The following is a 20,938-nucleotide window of genomic DNA, read 5'->3' as shown; positions in this document are numbered from 1 at the left end:
CCTGAAAATGTTGGCTTGACTTTGCCCGGCTATTCACTTATATGTCTCTTGTTTTTGCCGAAGTGGTGGAATTGGTAGACACGCCAGACTTAGGATCTGGTGCCATCGCGTGGAGGTTCGAGTCCTCTCTTCGGCACCACTCTATTATTTACAGTGTCAGACACTGTTTAAAGCCCCTTGAGAAATCAAGGGGCTTTTTATTTTTATTGGTCCGAATAGTTTAAAAAATATCCTTAAATCCAACCCTCTTTGTTTTTTAGATCATGGCTTGAATTGAAAGCAGAGAGGCTTGGCCCAACCCTTCAATTTATCGGATCTGGGCAAGAATCAGCTCAGATTCCTGTTTTTTACTTATGGGTCAAATATGACAAAAGAAGATTATGATGATCCTGAAACTGAAGAAAGATGGTGTGAGGAGCAAAAATCCATTGTTACCGCCTATCTTCATTCTCAAGGAGTAAAATATGGGCGTGTTGGGGATTGGCCAGCCTGGCATGTTGCTCCGTATGTTTCAATCTGGGCTGTAGAGAGTCTCAAATATCCGGAATGTATTGGATGGTGGGTAATTTCTGGAGATCTCCCGACCGATTGTATATCTTCTTCTGATATAAAAGCGCCTCAGCATCCAAGAAAGGCTATAAAAGCCATGGCTGAGCGTTGGCTTCAATATGTGGATGAATTTAAAAAAGGGGAAAAGCCTGCTGATTATTGTATTGGCAATACAGACTCATTTGAGGAGTTGATGCCTCTGCTTGTAAAAAGAGCCAATTTATTGATTGAATGGGCTAAGGACGACTCGCTCTGGAGTGATTTATGAGAGCTGGATTTCCGGCGACGCCATGCATAAGTATAGCTTTTTCTCCGATTCAATCCGTGTGACGCTTTCCCACGCACCTTTTTGAGTCTGGTGGAGCGTGTAAGGACGGTACGCACCCTGCGGAAATATTGATTCAACAACTTCTCATCCATAGCCTGCGACTCCATATTCATCAGCAAGACCGGAAATACTTGGCTTTATAGCTTTTCCTTTATTTAATGGTTATTGATCAGAAGTAAAATAATGATGGACAAAAAGACAAATAATATGATGTTAATACCTGTCTTTTATTTTATAAAAGCGTTTTAGCCACTAAATACCAACTTTGCAAAACTTGGGCAATTTTTAGTTTTTTCATGTTTTGATCTTAATATTGGGATAGACGGAAACTTTTCAACTGAATGATTTGCTGCAGCCTTAAATAGTTTTCTTTCAAACAACATTATCCCGGATTTTGAACTTCTGGTCGAAGTCCCAACAGGCCAGAATTCTTTATTAAACGCTGTTTTCGCTTGGCAATCCTTTTTCAACCGAAGTGCAGTTTAGCTAATATAGCTAAACTATGATTTTTAAAGTTTCCATGGGGTAAAAACACACTTGATGCCCCCACCCTTTTTTTGGGGTTAACTCGCACTGTGGCGATGTGGATAGCTCTCCGTTATGAGAAAAGTATGGGAAGAATTAAATGACGTGGATTGGTTCAAAGTGGTGGAAGTTCGATTTTCATAATCACACACCGGAATCGGATGATTATGGAAAAGGCCCTAATCAGGCTCAGCATAAGCAGATATCTCATAAGGATTGGCTGCTCAACTACATGCGGCAAGGCGTTGATTGCGTTGCAGTGACGGATCACAATTCAGGTGCCTGGATTGATCCACTCAAGCAGGCACTTCTGGAGTTGGCATCTGACGGGCGTCCGGATTATCGACCGCTCTACCTATTTCCTGGGGTTGAGATAACCGTACAGGGGAATATCCACATCCTGGCTATTTCCGGCACAGATAAGACCTCCTCTGATATTGATTCTCTCCTGGGTGCCGTCAGGTATCGTGCCACCAAGGGGAAAAGTGACGGCTGTTCTGAATGCTCAGCCGTTGAGGTGATTAATGAAATAGCAAAATTTGGCGGGCTGGCGATCCCCGCTCATGTCAACCAGGCCAACGGTCTTTTTACTAATTTTACTGGCAACACGCTTGAGCAGGTTCTCGACAACAAGAATGTATTTGCCATGGAGGTGACGGATCTTGCTCAGGTAAAGCCACAACTCTACACCAACAAGAATTTGAATTGGGCCGAGGTAGTTGGAACCGATTCTCATCATCCGATGGGAACCTCTGGCCAAAGCTATCCGGGCAGCCATTTTACCTGGGTAAAGATGTCGGAACCGTCCTATGACGGATTGCGGTTGGCACTTATTGACGGCTCACTCTCACTGAAGCGTTCTGACTTTTTTACAGGCGATCCTAACACTCATGGCCAGCTCGCTATCGAAAGCATCGTGGTTGATAAAGCGAAGTACCTGGGCAGAGGGAAACCTTTTTCCTGTCAACTCAACCCTTGGCTTAACACTATCATTGGTGGACGAGGCACTGGTAAATCGACTTCATTGGAGTTTCTGCGAATTGCTCTCAAACGGAAGGGAGAGATACCCAAAAGCCTTGATAATGAATTCTACAAATACAGTCAGACGTCGAACAATCGCCAAGATGAAGGCCTCTTAACGAGTCAAACAGTTATCACCGTCGGTTTTCGAAAAGATGGTGGACGCTTTCGAATCACGTGGTCTAATGCTGGCGACAATTACGTAATAGAGGAAGAGATCTCGCCTGGAACTTGGAGTACATCCGAAGGAGATATTGCGCAAAGGTTCCCGGTCAGGATTTATAGCCAGAAACAGATTTTCGAGTTGGCGAAGCATCCCCAGGCGCTATTGCAAGTCGTCGATGATGCCCCAGCTGTCAATCATCGTGATTGGCAACTTGAATGTGATGAGCTGGTTTCCAAGTATCTCTCATTTAGAGCACAGGCGCGTGAAGTCCAGTCTGGCCTTCAAGAAGAATCGGTAATCAAAGGTCAGCTCGAGGATGTCAAGCGTAAACTCGAGGTTTTTGAAAAGGCTGGGCATGCAGGCGTCCTTAAAGCTTATCAGCTTAGACAGAACCAGAGCAAGGCCATTGATTCCTGGGAAAAGACTTGGGAAGATTGCGCTGAAAAAGTTAGGGATATTTCAGGAAGTCTGTTGCCGCTTGAATTGGATTTACAGTATTTTAATCCCGAAGATACAGAGGATAATGAGTTAATCGGCACTTTAGCGGGCATCCGTGTGACGTTTGAGAAGATCCAGAATGAAATGAATTCAATCGCGCAACGTATTAATGAAGTGAAGATCTCCTGGATTCAAGAGCGGCCCAGCCTGGAAATATCGAAAAAAATCACAACGGCGAACCGGGAGTACACCGACCTCCTATATCAACTAAACGCAGTAGGTGCTGGTGATCCTTTAGAATATGGTGTTCTGGTTAAACAGAGACAGGATTTCGAGGAAAAGCTCAAGGGGTTCAACAAAAAACGGGAAACCCTTGCTAAGCATCAGAAGAGCGCGGACGACTGCTTGGACAAGCTTCATGGGCATCGAGCCAAGATAACCAAGCTTCGTGAGGACTTTCTTGAGGTTACCCTCGTCGGCAATTCGTATGTACAGATCAATGTCATACCGTTTGGAAACAAGGTCACGATCGAAGAAGAGTTTCGCAAACTGATCGACAGAAGTAATGGCGGTTTTGAGCGCGACATTGGTTTGATCGGCGGGGATGAGGGGCTTCTATCGACTCTGACGAAGAACCCTGCCAAAACTATGAAAGAAAAGGTTGCAGGTCTGAAATCTACCCTGTTTGCTATCCATGCAAAAGATTCGACAGCCGTAGCAGAGGCCAAAGATCGACGATTTGTCTCCCACATCCAAGGGTTAACCTCCGAGCAAATAGATCGAATCCAGTGTTGGTTCCCAGATGATTCTCTGGATGTTAGGTACAGCCTCAAGGAAGGCGAGAGCTTCAAACCCGTAGAGCAAGGATCACCAGGTCAAAAGACTGCTGCCCTTCTGGCCTTCATCCTCTCGTATGGCAATGAGCCTCTCGTGCTTGATCAGCCGGAAGACGATCTCGACAACCATTTGATTTATGACTTGATCGTAACTCAACTGCGGGAGATCAAACAGAAACGGCAAGTTTTGGTCGTCACTCACAATTCTAACATCGTCGTAAATGGTGATGCAGAAAATGTCATCGCTCTTGATGTGAGGTCTGGGCAAACACGAATTGTCACACAGGGTGGGCTTCAGGAGCCTACCATAAGAGATGAAATATGCCGAGTGATGGAGGGTGGCAAGGAAGCCTTTGATCAGAGATACAAACGAATAAATGCAGGGATTACATAACGATGCAAGTATGCTCGACACTAAACTCTGCCATGAATCGAATCATGTCTTTTTTTATGAGCTTTAGTGACCTGTAACCATTCTTTCAATAGATTCTCACATCTCTGGCGACAGGCATTTCTTACGATTAAAGGGCTGACAACAGGAATGTCTTGCTCAGAGTTCGAATATGAAATTCCTATCGATCATGCAGAACAAAAGCTGAAAATATTTGATGCCTACTGATTGAAAAACCACGTTATCCCCAAAGCCATCAAGGGTTTACGTTAGGAATTGACGAGCTTATTGGAGAAAACAAGAGGCTTGCCATTTCAGAAATGAATCAAACTCCAGGATCAGTTTGATTCATTATTCTTTAGCTACAGCCTACGGAACAGACGGATAAAATCCTCAGGTACCCCGGTGTCAAAGGTCATGAGCTTATAGGTGAAGGGGTGGGTGAAAGAAATTGATCTGGCATGAAGGGCGAGCCGTGTTGAAGCTATGTCCTTATTTTCGTATTTCCTGTCACCGACTACTGGATGGCCCTTTTCCGCAAAGTGCACGCGAATCTGGTGCTTGCGGCCAGTGAGAAGATGGATATCAACCAGGCTGAACCTTTTAGATTCTTCCGAAATTTTGTAGGCCGTATGAGATAGCTTCCCCTTGGACGCATCATTGGTAGAGTATACTCTCTGGGCTTTATTCTCGACCAGATAGGATGAGATCGTTCCCTCTTTTGCCGTCAGTCGGCCATGAACGATGGCCAGGTAGTGTTTTTCGGTATTCTCCCAATTCTCCTGCAGGATTTTTTTAGCCTGTTCGCTTTTGGCAAAAATAATTACACCGGACGTATCCTTATCTAAGCGATGTACCACATATACCCTGTTTCTTGATTTTGGATTTCCCTTGCGTACATAATCGTTGAGAAGATAGTGGGCCGTTTTCGATTTTTCCCGATCAGTGCCAATGGTCAGCAGTCCAGCCGATTTTACCACCACAATGATATCTATGTCCTCGTGCAGGATTGCCAGTCCTCTTGGTTGATGCTTATTGGTCGGACGGTCGCTTTTAATCATATTATCCAATATAGTTCCATATTGCCTTGGTTTGTCACCATTCCCAAAGAAAAGCTGTTCATACTTTTGGGTGGAGGCGGCCTTTCTATTATTGTCAATTCAAGCGGTGGGGAGCTCTGGAGATTGAAATACAGGTTTTTGGAGGAGGGTATTTTATTTTGATACTGCCGAATGTTTTTTATGACCAGCTAAGGATCACTCCAGATCTTTCAGAATATTGCTTTCAGTTTCAAGTAATGACTCAGCCATAAACATGATGAAAGGATTAAGCTCCTTTCTGTCAGCTTTTATAAGGCACTCAAGATAAAATCTTCGCTTTTCGCTTCTGACAATTGCAGGCGGATAGCTCTTTTTCATCAGAATCAGATTCATCAGAAGCCTTGCTCCTCTACCATTTCCATCATCAAAAGGATGTATCCTGACAAGATTATAATGAGCAGTCGCTGCGACCATTGCAGGATGAATCCTGTCCATGTTTTCATTTATCCACTCGCAGAGATATTGCATCTGAGGTTGTACATCAAGCGGATCTGCATAGTAATGAATCGTACCATCCATCTGTAGAACATGATTCGGGAGCTTTTTATACTGACCGGGGTTGGCAGGTTTTTGAACAATCTGACCGTATTCATTCATTGCTGATGTTGACCTGATACCCGAAAGCAGCAAGGCGTTCATCTCCTTAATAAGTCCTTCGGTGATCTTTCTTTCATTTTTGACAACATCGAAAAGAAAATCTATGGCATCAGCATGATTTCTGGCATCCAGAAAATCCTTCAGAGGCTTTCCTTCGACGGTCAAACCTTCCTGAAGAAAAAAGAAGGTCTCGCCCCTACTCAGAGAGCTTCCTTCAATGGCATTCGAGTCATAAGTCCAGTCAATTTTCAGCTTGTTCTGAATAGTTGACCAGATATCAGGCTTCAAGGGTCTTCTCTGATCTATTGCGTTTTTGAGATGATCAACCTGTTTAAGTCTATCATCCAATTCAGGGCTTGTATTTATGGTGTAAAATTCATTCATGATTGAATCCAGTAAACGTATAAGGTCATGATTACAAAAGGTCTCCCTTAAAAATAGCCAATGCCACCTTCTCCTTGAATGCTGGTCCGTGATTTTTTCTTGTTCCTTTTGCCAATCTTCCGCAACTTTTTATGATGGGGTACGAAATCAGGTTTTCGCTTAAATGGCTGTCTAATTTTTCCAGAACAATTCTATGATCGTTTTATAATAAAGAAACACGAAGCATATTAGATGGAATGTACTGCCCCGTATCCAACTCTTTTTGTAGTGAAAAATATTTTAGTGGGCTTAATTTCGTAAATCTTGAGTTAAAGACTATGCTTCATGTAGATGCAAACGACCGGAGCCAAATAAAAAAGCCCGAGCAAAAAATGCTCAGGCTTTGATATTTCAAATGGCGCGCTCGGCAGGAGTCGAACCTGCGACCTAAGGATTCGTAGTCCTTCACTCTATCCAGCTGAGCTACGAGCGCATTTGTCAAAAGACTCGAATCTAATAAGCGAAGATGCATTTCTTGTCAACATCATAAATTAATAATTTGACCTTAGCCTTAAATATTTTTAATAAGCTTTTCATGAATCATGAATTTTTTATGAAAATCGCCATCGAACAGGCGCGGCTTGCGGCGCTCATGGACGAGGTTCCAGTGGGGGCTGTCCTTGTTTCTGCGGAAGGCGATGTGATTGCCAAAGATCATAACCGTACGATTTCATTATCAGATCCTTCTGCCCATGCCGAGATGATGGTGCTGAGGAAAGCTGCTGCAAACATTCAGAATTATAGGTTGCTGAATACAACTCTTTATGTTAGCGTCGAGCCTTGTGTCATGTGTGCGGGAGCTGTTTTGCATGCCAGAGTCGGAACAGTTGTTTTCGGGGCTCCGGACCCGAAATGGGGCGGCTTTGGTTCTATTTATGATTTTTCTGAAGACAAACGCTTTAATCACAGACTCACAGTTGTTTCAGGAATTCTGGGTGAAGAATCAAAAGCTCTGATCCAGGGCTTTTTCAGGAATAAAAGGGGAAATTCCACTTTACAGACAAGATGACCCATTAATAATCATTCGGCAAAGAGGCGGAAACGCAGCCGCTCTGATTATAATAAGGTGTGTCATTTTATGTGAATGGAGTTGTCCTAAATGGGCAATTTGCGTCGTGGCGACGCGCTATTTGTATTTGAAGGAGCAGATGGTGGCCAACATAGTAATTATAGGCACCCAGTGGGGGGATGAAGGCAAGGGTAAAATCGTGGACATGCTTTCGGCTCAGGCCGACGCTGTCGTAAGGTTTCAGGGCGGAAACAATGCTGGACATACCCTGGTGGTCAATGGCGAAAAGATCATCAGCCATCTGATTCCGTCAGGAGTTCTCCAGAAAAAACTCTGTATTATAGGTAACGGAGTTGTGGTTGATCCTGGTGTACTTCTGAAAGAAATAGACTCGCTTCAGGAAAGAGGGATAAACGCAGGCCCGGATATAATGAAAATCAGTGACAGGGCCCATATTATTATGCCCTACCACAAACTGATCGACGCAGGCAGGGAAGAGCTTCTCGCTGGTATCAAAATCGGAACGACAGGCAGAGGGATTGGCCCGTGTTACGAGGATAAAGCCTGCCGCAACGGTTTCAGATTTGCAGATCTCATTGATCCTGACGCTTTTCGTGACAAACTGAGAAGGGTCATGCCTGAAAAGAATTTCTACCTTGAAAAATATCTCAAGAAGACTCCTCTTTCAGAAGACGCAATATTTGATGAATACATGAAATACGCTGAAAGACTTAAGGCTTATGTTGCAGACACAGGCGTGCTTCTTGATGAGTCCATAAAAACTGGTGCCAAGATTCTTTTTGAAGGAGCCCAGGGAACTCACCTTGATATAGATCATGGAACCTATCCATTTGTTACTTCTTCAAGCACTGTCGCATCAAATGCTGCGGCGGGGTCAGGAGTCGGTCCAAATCGTATCGACCATGTTCTTGGAATAGTTAAGGCATATACTACCAGAGTTGGTTCCGGCCCTTTCCCTACTGAACTTTTTGACGCTGATGGCGATCATCTTCAGTCAGTAGGAGCTGAATTTGGCTCAACCACAGGCAGAAAACGCAGATGCGGCTGGCTCGATATGGTTGTTCTGAAAAATGCCATCAGGCTTAACGGTGTTGACGGAATGGTAATAACAAAGCTTGATGTTCTTGGCGGTCTTAAGGAAATCAAAATCTGCACAGCCTATGAATCAGGCGGAAAGATTTACAAGACATTTCCTGCGTGCATTAAGACTTTGGAAAACTGCAAGCCTGTGTGTGAGACTCTTCCTGGCTGGGGTGATACAAATATTTCATCAGCAAAAACATATGAAGAGCTCCCTGAAAACGCTAAAAAATACCTCAAGAGGATTGAAGAACTCAGCGGTGTCAGCATAGATATGATCTCGGTTGGTCCGGGAAGAGATGAAACAATAGTTCTGAGGAATCATCTTGATTCCTGATTTCGGCCCACATTCGAGTACATCAGGCTGGAGGATCGGATTGGCTGTTTTGTTGTCAGGTTTTATTTTTTTGAATACTTGAAATATGCCTCTCCGTGAATAAAGATGTAACCTCTAATGTGGATCGGATCAAACAGGATTTTAAATCATTATATTAACCGGGCTTTAAGCCCGGTTTTTTACAGGAGAAAATTAAATGAAATACATGCTTATTATGGGTATTATGTTGGTTTTTGGAATTTCTGTTTCTGCCATGGCTGCTGATACGCCGGCAGCACCAGCAGCTCCGAAGGCCGCAGCTGTTGTAAATGGAACTGAAATTCCTACAAAGATTCTTGATACGGAGGTTGGCCTTGAGCAGCAGAAAATGCTTTACTCAGGTCAGCAGATTGGTGCATCCCAGATGCCTGTTTTTAAAAAAGCGATTCTTGAAAAACTCATAGACCGTGAGCTTCTTTATCAGGCAAGTGAAAAAGAAGGTATAAAGGTTGAAGACGCCAAGCTTGAAGAACAGATCACCCAGATCAAGAAGCAGTTCCCTGATGAAAAGACCATGGAAAAGAGTCTTGCTGATAAAGGAATCACTCTTGCTGAAATTCGAAGCCAGGTTAAAAAATCCATGGCTGTTGAGGGTCTTATCAAAACAAAGTTTGAAAAAGATGTCACAGTAGATGATGCCAAGGCAGATGAGTTCTACAAGCAGAATATTGAAAAATTTAAAAAGCCTGAATCAGTAAAAGCAAGCCATATTCTTGCAAAGTGTGACAAGGCTGATGCAGCCGGATGCAAGAAGGCGGAAGAAAAAATCAAGGATCTCAGAAAGAAGATTGCTGCTGGCGGAGATTTTGCAGCTCTTGCTAAGGCAAATTCTGATTGCCCAAGTAAAGATCAGGGCGGCGATCTTGGAGAGTTCGGAAGGGGCCAGATGGTCAAACCTTTTGAAGACGCGGCTTTTGCAATGAAACAGGGAGATCTCAGCCAGCCTGTCAAAACAGATTTCGGATGGCATTTAATCAAGGTTACAGGCAAGACAGCAGCAGGCACTGTTCCTTATGCCGAAGTAAAAGAACAGATCAAGAATATGCTCAAGAACAAGGAAGTATCAGCAAAAATACGCGCTTATCTTGAAGACATGAAGAAAGATGCCAAGATAGAAAGAAATCAGGTATAATTAATGGGATTGAACGGAAAAACGGACTTTGGCCGTTCAATTCCCATATATATTGATAATCATTTGTCAGCGGGAGTCGGTCAAAGACCTTTTCCCGCTGACCAGATTATTAAAGGCCTGAATGAAATGAAGTGGAATACAAAAAGATTATAAATGATTTTCCATATCGTGTATCTGACAGGCTCATGTTTGCCAAAATATTGAAAATAGCATTGATTTAAAAAAAATGTTCTGGTAATCAAAGCCCCAAAATTCTGCAAATATTTCTATTATACATTTGAGCGACGCAGTTTTTTTCTTTATTTATAATCTGCTATAAATACTGTTTATTTAGAATATAATTTCGGAGGATCCCCCATGAGTATTATTGCAACGGAACCGGCTTATTCGTTTGACGACGTGCTTCTTCTGCCAAACTATTCGGATGTTGTACCAAGCGAAGTCAATGTTTCAACAAAAGTTACAAGAAATATATCTCTTAACATCCCGATCATCAGCGCCGCAATGGATACGGTTACCGAGGCAAGAACAGCGATAAGCATGGCCCGTCAGGGGGGGCTGGGTTTTGTTCATCGTAACCTTACAATTGAAGATCAGGCACTCGAGATAGATAAGGTCAAAAAATCAGAAAGCGGCATGATCATTGATCCTGTTACAATCAGACCTGATCAGCCTGTATCCGATGTTTTAAAACTCATGAGCCAGTACAGAATTTCAGGCGTTCCTGTTGTTGATGGTGAAAAGCTTGTTGGCATTATCACAAACAGGGATCTTAGATTTGAAAAAACTGTTACCAAAAAAGTTTCTGAAGTTATGACCAGCAAGAAGCTTGTGACAGTTCTTGAAGGAATCACCCTTGATGAGTCAAAAATGGCTCTGCATGAACACAGAATTGAAAAACTACTTGTAGTTGATGCCAATGGCAGACTCAAGGGCATGATAACAATAAAAGATATTGAAAAGATCAAGAAATATCCGAATGCATGCAAGGATTCCATGGGTCGCCTCAGGGTAGGTGCAGCTGTAGGTGTCGGCGCTGATATGATGCAGAGGGCCGAGGCTCTTATCAAGGTTGGGGCTGATGTCCTTACCATTGATACCTCCCATGGACACTCCAGAAACGTAATGAACGCTGTGAGCGAGCTTAAGGCTGCATTTCCTGATATTGATGTAATTGCAGGAAACGTTGCAACAGGAGAAGGTGCCGAAGCTCTTATCAAGGCTGGCGTTGACGGTGTAAAAATAGGTATTGGCCCCGGTTCAATTTGTACAACCCGCATCGTTGCCGGAGTTGGCGTTCCCCAGATTTCAGCCATCATGAACTGTCGTGAAATATCCAACAAAACAGGCGTGCCTCTTATTGCGGACGGCGGAATAAAATATTCAGGTGACCTCACTAAAGCAATTGGTGCAGGTGCCCATACAGTAATGCTCGGCGGCCTTCTGGCTGGGACTGAAGAAAGTCCTGGCGAAACCATTCTTTATCAGGGCAGAACTTATAAGCAGTACCGGGGTATGGGGTCACTCGAAGCCATGAAAATGGGCAGCAAGGACAGATATTATCTTGGAGACGAGGAAGAAGATGAAAAACTCGTTCCAGAAGGTATTGTCGGCAGGGTTCCATACAGAGGAACTGTTACTGAAAATCTTTATCAGCTTATTGGTGGACTTAAGGCAGGCATGGGTTATGTAGGCGCCCGCAATATCGAGGAGCTAAGACAGAAAGCCAAGTTTGTGAGAATTACCGCTGCTGGTCTCAGGGAAAGCCATGTTCATGATGTAATCATAACCAAGGAAGCACCAAATTACAGAATAGAATAAAAAAAAATTAAAAGTCTTTTCATAAATGCTTATGGGAAATATATTTCTCATAAGCATTTTTGTTTTTGATAAACAGGCCTCCGAGCGGTCTCATTTTTTTTGGAAAATTTTCATGTTTCTTTTGATTTTTTGATTGTTCAAGGCATGGAAAAAGGTGCGCGGATAAGCGCCACGCACCCTACGAAAATCTATAAACTTTTAAGGCAATTTTTCAAAAATTTTCTATGTTTTGTGTTTTATACAGAATCACAAGCATATGCAGTATCTGAATATTGTCGGGGAAATATGTTGAATAGTTTCCCTAAAGTTTTTGCGGAGCTTTTTACAAAAAGCGACCCGCCGGAGGCACTCACCATAAGAATGGTGACATTGAATATCCTTATTATTCCTATCTTCGTTGGTTTATAAGGGTAACATTGCCTCCCCGGAGGCATTCGGATCAATGTCGGATTACGAGCAAAGGACGCTCTAATCCGACCTACGAATTGGTTTTTTTTTAAGGCAAATTGACCATACAAGGCCTTCGTACTGCTTATAAAAGGCATACTGCCTCCCTGAGATAAAAAAGCATTACAAAAGTTTCCGACATAGCCGGAAACTTTCAGAAGTAATCAGGAAATCATATTTTAAAATGATTTCCAGAATAACAGTATTTTGCAGGAGATCCTTGTCAAAAATGACAGAAACAGCATCAAACATCCCGGGTTTTGTCCATCTTCATCTTCATAGCCAGTACAGCCTTCTTGACGGCGCAATCAGGCTCAAACCTCTTTTTGAGAGAGCAAAAGCCTATGGCATGGATTCTGTGGCGATTACTGATCATGGAACCATGTTCGGAGCCCTTGATTTTTTTGAATATGCCAACAAGGCTGGCGTAAAACCCATAATCGGATGCGAATGCTATGTGGCACCAAGGAAACTTACGGACAAGACAGCCGAAGCTGACAAAGATCCCTATCATATGGTTCTTCTTGCCCAGAACAACGAGGGGTACAGGAATCTATGCAGACTCGCATCCATTGCCCAGCTAAAAGGTTTTTACTACAAACCCAGGGTTGACCGTGAGGTCTTGGCAGAATTCAGCAAGGGAATTATTGCCCTTTCAGCCTGCCTCAAAGGCGAAGTCCCCCAGAGAATTCTTGAAGGAAAGATGGAACAGGCCGAGGAAACTGCCAGATTTTACCAGAGTATTTTTGGTGAGGATAATTTCTTTCTTGAAGTGCAGAGCAATGGACTGAGTGACCAGGACAAGGTTAACACCGGAATCTTTGATATAAGCAAACGTCTTTCAATCCCTGTTGTTTCAACTAATGACTGTCATTACCTCGATAAAAAAGATGTGCGGGCCCACGAGGTACTTCTGTGCATTCAGACAGGAAAGACTGTCAATGATACCGGACGTTTCAAATTCAATACTGACCAGCTTTATTTCAAGTCCAGGGAAGAAATGTTCGCTCCTTTTTCAGACCATCCTGAAATCATGGAGCAGACCGTCGAGATTGCAAAGCGCTGTAATGTCGATTTTGACTTCAATACTTACCATTTCCCAAAATTTGACAGTACAACTGAAAAAACGGCAGACGAGATTTTTGATGAGGAAGTCTGGGCTGGTTTTGAAAAGAAAATGGCAGTCATTAAGCATAAGAACCCTTCGGTTGACGTTGATCTATACAAAGCAAGGCTGGAGTATGAAACCGGCGTAATCAAGAATATGGGTTTCCCCGGATACTTTCTGATCGTTGCAGACTTCATCAGATACAGCAAGCAGAACGGAATTCCTGTAGGCCCTGGCCGAGGTTCGGCAGCCGGAAGTATGGTCGCCTATGTTCTTGACATAACAGGTCTCGATCCCATTGAACATGGCCTGATCTTTGAGCGTTTCCTCAATCCTTCACGTATCAGCATGCCTGATATTGACGTGGACTTCTGCATCAATGGCCGTGAAAAAGTTTATGAATACGTTGTCAAACGCTACGGCGGCGGTGATTATGTATCCCAGATAATTACCTATGGAACACTCAAGACAAAGGCGGTTCTCCGTGATGTTGGCCGTGCTTTAGATATTCCTTTGAGGGAAGTCGACGAGCTTGCAAAGTTTGTCCCTGATAAAATTAACATATCCTTGAAGGAAGCCCTGGAAGAAGCTCCTGAAATACTCCAGAGAGCTGAAAACAGATCAGATATTCAGGAACTGCTTGAAATCTCCAAGGTGCTTGAAGGCCTTCCTCGCCATGCCTCGGTTCATGCTGCTGGTGTTGTTATCGGAGACAAGCCTCTTTATGAGTATCTGCCGCTTTTTAAAGGTAAAAACGGAGAAGTTGTTACCCAGTTTGACATGAAAAGGGTCGAGCAGATTGGTCTTGTCAAATTCGACTTTCTGGGACTTCGAAACCTGACAGTAATTCAGAACGCACTCGACATGATAAGCGCCCAGGGTAAGACTCCGCCCGATCTTCTGGATCTTGATTTCAATGATCCTGCCTCTTATGAGCTTCTTGCAAAGGGCGACACAACAGGCGTTTTCCAGCTTGAAAGCTCGGGCATGAAAGATCTCTTAAGGCGAATGAAACCGGCTAATTTTGCTGAGATTACCGCCCTTGTAGCTCTTTACCGTCCTGGCCCTCTGGACAGCGGCATGGTGGATGACTTTGTCGAATGCAAACACGGAAGAAAGCCTGTAAATTATCTGTTGCCTGAGCTTGAGCCTCTATTAAAGGAAACATACGGGGTTATAGTTTATCAGGAACAGGTAATGCATATTGCGAGTGTACTTGCAAATTACAGTATGGCAGACGCCGATGGCCTCAGAAAGGCCATGGGTAAAAAGATTCCTGAAATGATGGCAAAACACCGCGATCTTTTCCTAAAAGGTGCTGCAGAAAACAAGCTGGATCTAACCAAGGCCGGTCAGCTTTTTGACCTCATGGAAAAATTTGGTGGCTACGGTTTTAACAAGTCCCATAGTGCGGCGTACGCTTTGATTGCATTTCAGACAGCCTTTCTAAAAGCCCATTATCCGGTTGAGTTTATGGCTGCGCTTCTCAGCAGTGAAATGGGCAGCATTGACGGTGTCGTAAAATTCATGGCTGAATGCAGGGCCCATGGGATAGAAGTCCTCCAGCCTGATATAAATTACAGCGAGACGGATTTCAGGGTTTTTGACGGTAAAATACGCTTTGGAATGGTAGCGGTTAAAAATGCTGGTGCCGGTGCCATTGAGGCTATTATTGAAGAGAGAAAAAAGAACGGGCCATTCAAGACCATATTTGAATTCTGCTCAAGGGTTGATTTAAGAAAGGTCAACAAGAGAGTACTTGAGGCTCTTATAAAAGCGGGCGCTTTCGACTGCACTGGAGCGAGACGCAGCCAGCTCATGACTGTGCTGGAAGAAGCTCTTGAATATGGTCAGAGGGTTCAGAAGGAAAAGTCAGATCCCCAGCTTGGACTTTTCAAAATTGATAAAACAAAATCCTCCCTGACAGGTGAGCCTCAGATGCCTGATACCCCAGCCTGGGATGAGCGCTTCATGCTTTCCCTTGAAAAAGAGACGCTTGGATTTTATGTTTCAGGCCATCCTCTTGACAAGTTCAAGTTTGCCATGGAATCGTATGGAACCACAGATACATCCTCGATCAGGGAAGTCCAGGCCAATACACCTGTCAGAATCGGCGGAACAGTTCAGGCGTCAAAGGTCATAAGGACAAAGAGGGGCGATCAGATGGCATTTGTCAATCTCGAGGATATGCAGGGAACAGTTGAGGTGACTGTTTTCTCAAGCGTATTTGAACAGGTCGCAGGGATACTTTATGAAGACAGCCCGATAATGGTCGAAGGCGTGGTTCAGGGAGACGAGAATGGTGTAAAGATTCTTGCCGAGAAAATAATCCTGATGGAAAAGGCCCACGAGTCATGGCCAATGGAAGTGCATCTTGGTTTCAGCGCTGAGGTTTTTACCAAGAAAAGCATGGAGGATTTAAGAACAATACTTAAGAAATATCCTGGGAATTCAAAAACCTATATGCATATTATCATTCCTGGAGAGACAGAGACGGTGATAGAGTTAGGTAATGGTTTTTCTCTATCTCCAGTGTCAGAGCTGAAGGAAGAAATTAATGGCTTTTCAGGATCAGAGGCGGTTTCTGTCATTGTTCCTCCTCCAGTCAAAAAGCCTGAAACAAATGGCTTCAGGAGGAAAAAGGCTCCTGCGGCGGCTTAGATTCGGGCTGAATTTGCCTTGTATGGTTAAATTGCCGTCAAAAAAGGCCGATTCGTAGGCCCAATTTGTAGGTCGGATTAGGACGCCCTTTGTCCGTAATCCGACGTTAAACAGGGTACCTCCGGCGGGTCGCTTTTTTGAAAAAAAGCTCCGCAAAAAACTTTAGAGATTTTTGATTTAGGTGCGGTGTTATGGCTGATCATATTCCGGCAAGACTCGACTTCATGAGAAAAAGGCTTGAGGACGTTGAAAAGGCGGGGTTGAGAAGATCCGTGCGTGAGTTTAGGCCCTGTATGGGAGCCAGAATTCTGCATGAAGGCAAAGAACTTCTTAATTTCTGCTCAAACGATTATCTCGGCCTCAATTCAAATCCAGTTCTCCAGGAAAGATCTCTGGAGTTCATGAAAGCTTATGGTAGCGGATCAGGAGCTTCACGGCTTGTATGCGGAGACAAGGGGTATTTTGCGGGAATTGAATCAAAGATTGCCTCATTTAAGGGAAAAGATGCGTCTATCATAATTGGCAGCGGATTTCAGGCAAATATTTCTGTGATTCCGGCAATCTGCACACGTGAATCCCTGATTGTCATGGACAGGCTATGCCATTCCAGTCTTGTACACGGAGCTGTTTTGAGCAGAGCTGAAATAATTCGTTTCAGGCATCTTGATCTGTCACATCTTGCGGAAGTCCTTGAAAAGGCGGCTTTAAAAAAATACGACAGAGTCCTTGTTGTGACAGAATCTGTTTTTAGTATGGATGGTGATATTACTCCCATTGGCGGCATCTGTGAAATAGCCCATAAACTTGGAGCTATGATAATGGTGGACGAAGCCCACGCAACAGGAATAATGGGAGAAAAGGGTTCAGGTCTTTGCAAAAATCATGATGTGGATATTGTTATGGGAACATTCAGCAAAGCCCTTGGGTCTTATGGCTCTTATGTGGCAGGATCTCAACTTTTGAAAGAATACCTGATGAACTTCTGTACGGGCTTCATTTTTTCAACCGCGCTGCCTCCAGGAGTGCTGGGAGCTGTTGATGCTGCCCTTGATATTATTCCTGGCATGGATTCTGATCGAAAAAAAGTGGCTGATTTTTCCCAAAGAATCAGATTAGAGTTTTCAAAAATGGGCTATGACTGCGGAGCTTCATCAACGCAGATCATTCCTGTAATGGTGGGGCAGGCTGTCGATGCCACAAGGCTTTCCGATTTTCTTTATGCAAATGGAATTTTTGCATCAGCTATCAGACCTCCGACAGTCCCGCGGGGAGAGTCAAGATTGAGATTTACTGTAACAGCTTCCCATACTGAAGCAGATATTGATCATCTTTGTGATGCTATGAAAAGGTGGAACCGATTTGGAGTGTGAGATTATTTTCCAGCACGGATGGGCATTTGACAAAAGATGCTGGGCAGAATGGATGAAAAATGCGCAGGCTGGCCTTAAAATGTCTGTTCTGGACAGAGGATATTTCGGACAACCAGAGTCAGCGAATTTTTCATCGGACAAATCCCGCAAGATTCTCATAAGCCATTCGTTTGGACTTTTTATTCTGCCTGATCATCTTTTGAAAAAGGCTGATATGCTGGTCTCAATATCTGGGTTCAGGGAATTCCACACAACAGGCAGGGAAGGGAAGTTCTCGAAAAGGCTCGTCAATCTGATGCTAAAAAGATTCGGAAGCGGCTCTTTTGATGTCACACGCGACTTCAGATCCATGTGCAGTGCTGAATCAGACGAAATCTCAGCTACTGAAGACGGTATAATAAAGCTTGCCGAAGATCTTGAAAGGCTTTCAAATTCAGCTCTTGATGTTGAACATCTTAAAAAGATTCCTTATGTTCTGCTTGTGCAGGGGACAGATGACAGAATCGTCTGGCCTGAGAGGGCAGAAGATCTGAATGCGTCCATTCCAGGCAGCAGACTGATCATGGTGGATGGCGCTGGACACGGGCTTCCCTTCACGCATTATGAAAAATGTATGGAGATAGTCTTTGATCATCTGGAAATGCAAAAAAAAGGCTTTGTTCCCGTTTGTAGGTCGGATTAGAGCGACCTTTGCTCGTAATCCGACATTCAGCTTGACCCGGCTTTTTTATATGTTCAGATATTTCTGGACGCCTGCCTGACGGTAATCTGACTTTTTGCGATCTTGTAAATATAAATGCTAAAAAAATGAGGGACAGGGCTGAATCCTGAGATGTATTCAAAAAAAGCAGTATCAGACAGTTTTTCAAGGTTTTCATCCACATATGATGACTATGCAGAGGCCCAGGCCATGGCTGCATCGCTTCTTGGGGAATTCATAAAAGATAGCATCGGAGAGACTCCTTGCGGCCCGGTTCTTGAGATCGGTTGCGGCACTGGCTTTGTCACGAGGGAGATTTTTCGACTTTTTCCTGATAGAACATTTCTCATTACTGATATTGCTGCAAAAATGGCTGAAATATGCCGGGAACATTTGGCAGCTTTGGATATTAATTGTGATAATGCTCTTTTTGCCTCATATGATGGTGAAAGCAACTGGCCTGAAAACAGATTTTCCATGGTTTTTTCAGGCTTCACATTTCAGTGGTTCACAAATTTTGAAAAATCCCTTCTCAGTTTATACAGATCTCTGGTTCCCGGAGGAATTCTGGCTTTTTCATTTCAGTCAGAAGGCTCATTTTCTGAATGGGAAGAAGCTTGCAACAGGCTTGATATACCTTTTACAGCTAATCAGCTTCCATCAATTGACGAGGTCTCTAAGTTTTTTTCTGGTTTTGGGATTAAATCGACAGTTCTTACAAAATTTATCCCGGTAAATTACAGGTCTTCAGCAGATTTTTTCAGGGCTATCAAAAGAATTGGCGCTGGAACCATGAACAGGGAAGATCATCTAAGTCCTGCATTGATGAAAAAACTCATAAAAGGCTGGGATGAAATGGCTGGTAAGAACCTGACAGTAACATATATGGCTGGGCTGTTTTTTATAAAAAAATAAGCCTTCCCTTTTTGGGGTTGGGAAGGCTTATTAGAATTTTTTCATGCGGTCTTATGGCTTTGTCCCGTTTTCTTCAAGATGCTTAAGCAGAATTCTTCTGACCTCTTCAATGGTTGATGGCTTATCCTGGCAAGAATGTGATGATCTTGCAATGAATTCAGATTCCATGCCTTCGAGGTGTGCGCTTTTGTATTCGACTACTCCGTCGTTTCCTAATTTGGGATCTCCATCATCTTTTATGGCAATTATCGAGTTCCCTTTAATCCCAGGAGCAAGAGGCAGATCAGCTATTGCATTTAAGAGTGGATCATCCGGGGACATCGCATCAACGCTTGTCGGAATCTTACCTTCCCATTGCCTTTTTACATCATCCCTTAGAATTCCATATACTTCCTGGGTTCCTTTAAGAATGGTGTCCGGGAAATTGATTAATTTACGTACAAGAGTTCTTACGAGTGACTGGCTAAGGAAACTTCCTCTGTGCGGAGTTGATATGAAAACAGTTCTTTTTACAAACGGGAGATGATCAAATACGAGGTTTTTTTTGATTATATTTTTAATGTCCTCGCTTGCGTTGAGCTTGTCAATATCGCCTTTGAGAACCGTCTTGAGAAGTTTGTCCTTGCTGTCAATTGCGGTCATTTTGGTGAGAAGGCCTCCCTGACTGTGTCCTATTACAACCATCTGGTTTAAGGTCTTTGATTTGTTTTCAGGATCGTATTTTTTGACATTTCTTATAAGCTCTGACCTTAAGTCTGCGGCTGAATTTGTTATGAGTTTGCTGCTGTTGTAAAAGAAGTACCAGAATTGATATTTTTTTCTGAGAACAGGGTCGCCATTAAGGGTGTTTATCATCTCGGCCCACCATACAGGACTGCTGAACGTCCCATGTACAAATACAACAGGAATTCTATCAGGATTATAAGGCTGGAATTTATAAAGTTTGTTTGGAACATTCTGAAATTTGCCGAGGAAAAGATCAGTTCCAAATGACCATATGGAGTTGTCCGTTAGTTTGTATGCGACCGGAGTGGTTGTATCAATTTCAAGGGGTATTTCCCGGTCATTAACCTTTACTGAAACATCATCATAGGATGAATAGAGTTCAAGAGATGCCTTGAAATCGTTGGTCTCAATATTTTCCAGATTACTTTCAATTCTCAGGAATGCGGTCGCAGGGAGTACCTGGCTGCCCACAGGCGATTCCTGAGAAGGTTTTAAGGCTACCATTGGAAGACCAATCCCATTGAACCTGTTTCGTACGCTTAGGCCATATACAGAGTATTTGTCCACAGGCTCAAATTTTTCGATTTTATCAAGTTCCCATGGGAAGTGGGAGACATTGGTTGATATTGTTGCCTGTCCAAATGGAAGTTTTCTGGTTCCATCCTTTATTTCAAGCCCCTCATCCCCATTTATTGTAAAACCTCTCCAGAGCGAGTAATTATAAAGATCACAGGCCCTTCTTACTCTATGATCAAGAAGATTTGGAACCGGGTCGTATCTTTTGTCAAGGATTGCAGTATATGAGTATATTGCAGAGAGCAGGAAATATTCAGGAGCTTTGTTCTTCTTTTCAGAATCCAGGCTATTATCGAGTTGATCTCCATAGAAATATGAAAGCTCTGCAAGAGCAAACACGATATCCCTTCTCTGATCCTTAATCGCTTTATCGTGAAGAGTTTTAATTGCTGAAGCAGGATCTTTTTCAAACAGGTCCACAAGGTCAAATCTGTGCAGAACTATTGTCGTGGTATTACTTGGAGGCCCAGCGCTCAATGGGCTGGACATGTTGCTCATGTATGAATCAGACGGAGACTGTGGTCTAACTCCAATCGGAGTGGCACATCCCGACATGATTACTAAAAATGCTAAAGAAATAGACAAGCCTAATACTGATGCTTTGCAAGATTTCATGGGTTTCC

Annotated in this window: 13 protein-coding genes and 2 tRNA genes; 11 read left to right on the top strand and 4 right to left on the bottom strand. The window is 43.4% G+C overall.

The window, feature by feature from the left end; genetic code table 11:
* The first annotated feature begins 56 nt into the window (after positions 1-56).
* The 3 genes from K245_RS0109295 (at position 57) to K245_RS0109285 (ending at position 4,256) form a co-directional block, all read left to right on the top strand.
* A tRNA-Leu gene (locus K245_RS0109295) sits at positions 57-139 on the top strand.
* A 225-nt stretch (positions 140-364) separates the two neighbouring features.
* Positions 365-817, top strand: a complete 453-nt coding sequence (locus K245_RS0109290) for a DUF4826 family protein (protein WP_156906754.1) — start codon at positions 365-367, stop codon at positions 815-817.
* A 685-nt stretch (positions 818-1,502) separates the two neighbouring features.
* The gene (locus K245_RS0109285; protein WP_027359069.1) at positions 1,503-4,256 is read left to right on the top strand and encodes a TrlF family AAA-like ATPase; all 2,754 of its coding nucleotides are present in this window, start codon (positions 1,503-1,505) and stop codon (positions 4,254-4,256) included.
* Positions 4,257-4,615: 359 nt separating this feature from the next.
* Here the strand turns inward: K245_RS0109285 and K245_RS0109280 are convergent, their stop codons facing one another.
* From K245_RS0109280 to K245_RS0109270, 3 genes are all read right to left on the bottom strand, one after another.
* On the bottom strand, positions 4,616-5,314 hold the full coding sequence (locus K245_RS0109280) for an RluA family pseudouridine synthase (protein ID WP_051284011.1): 699 nt from the start codon (positions 5,312-5,314) through the stop codon (positions 4,616-4,618).
* A gap of 195 nt (positions 5,315-5,509) precedes the next feature.
* The gene (locus K245_RS0109275; protein WP_051284010.1) at positions 5,510-6,334 is read right to left on the bottom strand and encodes a Fic family protein; all 825 of its coding nucleotides are present in this window, start codon (positions 6,332-6,334) and stop codon (positions 5,510-5,512) included.
* Between the two features lie 395 nt (positions 6,335-6,729).
* Positions 6,730-6,806: transfer RNA gene (locus K245_RS0109270), tRNA-Arg, on the bottom strand.
* Positions 6,807-6,908: 102 nt separating this feature from the next.
* On the opposite strand from K245_RS0109270, the gene tadA reads away from it, so the two are divergent.
* The 8 genes from tadA (at position 6,909) to K245_RS0109220 (ending at position 19,013) form a co-directional block, all read left to right on the top strand.
* Entirely contained in the window at positions 6,909-7,382 is a 474-nt protein-coding gene (gene tadA, locus K245_RS0109265) for a tRNA adenosine(34) deaminase TadA (protein WP_027359066.1), read from the top strand.
* 142 nt (positions 7,383-7,524) lie between these two features.
* Entirely contained in the window at positions 7,525-8,820 is a 1,296-nt protein-coding gene (locus tag K245_RS0109260) for an adenylosuccinate synthase (protein WP_027359065.1), read from the top strand.
* Positions 8,821-9,016: 196 nt separating this feature from the next.
* Positions 9,017-9,991: a peptidylprolyl isomerase gene (locus K245_RS23770; RefSeq protein WP_051284009.1), complete on the top strand. Its 975-nt coding sequence runs from the start codon at positions 9,017-9,019 to the stop codon at positions 9,989-9,991.
* A 357-nt stretch (positions 9,992-10,348) separates the two neighbouring features.
* On the top strand, positions 10,349-11,812 hold the full coding sequence (gene guaB / locus K245_RS0109245; protein ID WP_027359064.1) for an IMP dehydrogenase: 1,464 nt from the start codon (positions 10,349-10,351) through the stop codon (positions 11,810-11,812).
* A gap of 676 nt (positions 11,813-12,488) precedes the next feature.
* Positions 12,489-16,028: a DNA polymerase III subunit alpha gene (dnaE, locus tag K245_RS23765; RefSeq protein ID WP_084156186.1), complete on the top strand. Its 3,540-nt coding sequence runs from the start codon at positions 12,489-12,491 to the stop codon at positions 16,026-16,028.
* 191 nt (positions 16,029-16,219) lie between these two features.
* Positions 16,220-17,398, top strand: coding sequence for an aminotransferase class I/II-fold pyridoxal phosphate-dependent enzyme (locus K245_RS0109230; protein ID WP_027359062.1), 1,179 nt, complete (start codon positions 16,220-16,222; stop codon positions 17,396-17,398).
* Positions 17,399-17,450: 52 nt separating this feature from the next.
* Positions 17,451-18,080, top strand: coding sequence for an alpha/beta hydrolase (locus K245_RS0109225; RefSeq protein WP_156906753.1), 630 nt, complete (start codon positions 17,451-17,453; stop codon positions 18,078-18,080).
* Positions 18,081-18,230: 150 nt separating this feature from the next.
* Positions 18,231-19,013 carry a methyltransferase gene (locus tag K245_RS0109220; RefSeq protein WP_027359060.1) on the top strand — a complete coding sequence of 261 codons (783 nt, stop codon included), beginning with the start codon at positions 18,231-18,233 and terminating at the stop codon, positions 19,011-19,013.
* Between the two features lie 51 nt (positions 19,014-19,064).
* Here the strand turns inward: K245_RS0109220 and K245_RS0109215 are convergent, their stop codons facing one another.
* Entirely contained in the window at positions 19,065-20,930 is a 1,866-nt protein-coding gene (locus tag K245_RS0109215; RefSeq protein ID WP_156906752.1) for an esterase/lipase family protein, read from the bottom strand.
* Positions 20,931-20,938: the final 8 nt, after the last annotated feature.

The organism is Desulforegula conservatrix Mb1Pa (assembly GCF_000426225.1).
Classification (GTDB): domain Bacteria; phylum Desulfobacterota; class Desulfobacteria; order Desulfobacterales; family Desulforegulaceae; genus Desulforegula; species Desulforegula conservatrix.
The sequence above is the reverse complement of the archived record's forward strand: the minus strand, read 5'-3'. Positions and strand labels throughout refer to the sequence as shown.

What these genes read in the sequence shown, in the direction of transcription:
- K245_RS0109285 (WP_027359069.1), top strand. Translation starts at nt 1,503, where the DNA reads ATGACGTGGATTGGTTCAAAGTGGTGGAAGTTCGATTTTCATAATCAC.
- K245_RS0109230 (WP_027359062.1), top strand. Translation starts at nt 16,220, where the DNA reads ATGGCTGATCATATTCCGGCAAGACTCGACTTCATGAGAAAAAGGCTT.
- K245_RS0109275 (WP_051284010.1), bottom strand. Translation starts at nt 6,334, where the DNA reads ATGAATGAATTTTACACCATAAATACAAGCCCTGAATTGGATGATAGA.
- guaB (WP_027359064.1), top strand. Translation starts at nt 10,349, where the DNA reads ATGAGTATTATTGCAACGGAACCGGCTTATTCGTTTGACGACGTGCTT.
- tadA (WP_027359066.1), top strand. Translation starts at nt 6,909, where the DNA reads ATGAATCATGAATTTTTTATGAAAATCGCCATCGAACAGGCGCGGCTT.
- K245_RS0109220 (WP_027359060.1), top strand. Translation starts at nt 18,231, where the DNA reads ATGTATTCAAAAAAAGCAGTATCAGACAGTTTTTCAAGGTTTTCATCC.
- K245_RS23770 (WP_051284009.1), top strand. Translation starts at nt 9,017, where the DNA reads ATGAAATACATGCTTATTATGGGTATTATGTTGGTTTTTGGAATTTCT.
- K245_RS0109280 (WP_051284011.1), bottom strand. Translation starts at nt 5,314, where the DNA reads ATGATTAAAAGCGACCGTCCGACCAATAAGCATCAACCAAGAGGACTG.
- K245_RS0109290 (WP_156906754.1), top strand. Translation starts at nt 365, where the DNA reads ATGACAAAAGAAGATTATGATGATCCTGAAACTGAAGAAAGATGGTGT.
- dnaE (WP_084156186.1), top strand. Translation starts at nt 12,489, where the DNA reads ATGACAGAAACAGCATCAAACATCCCGGGTTTTGTCCATCTTCATCTT.
- K245_RS0109225 (WP_156906753.1), top strand. Translation starts at nt 17,451, where the DNA reads ATGAAAAATGCGCAGGCTGGCCTTAAAATGTCTGTTCTGGACAGAGGA.
- K245_RS0109215 (WP_156906752.1), bottom strand. Translation starts at nt 20,930, where the DNA reads ATGAAATCTTGCAAAGCATCAGTATTAGGCTTGTCTATTTCTTTAGCA.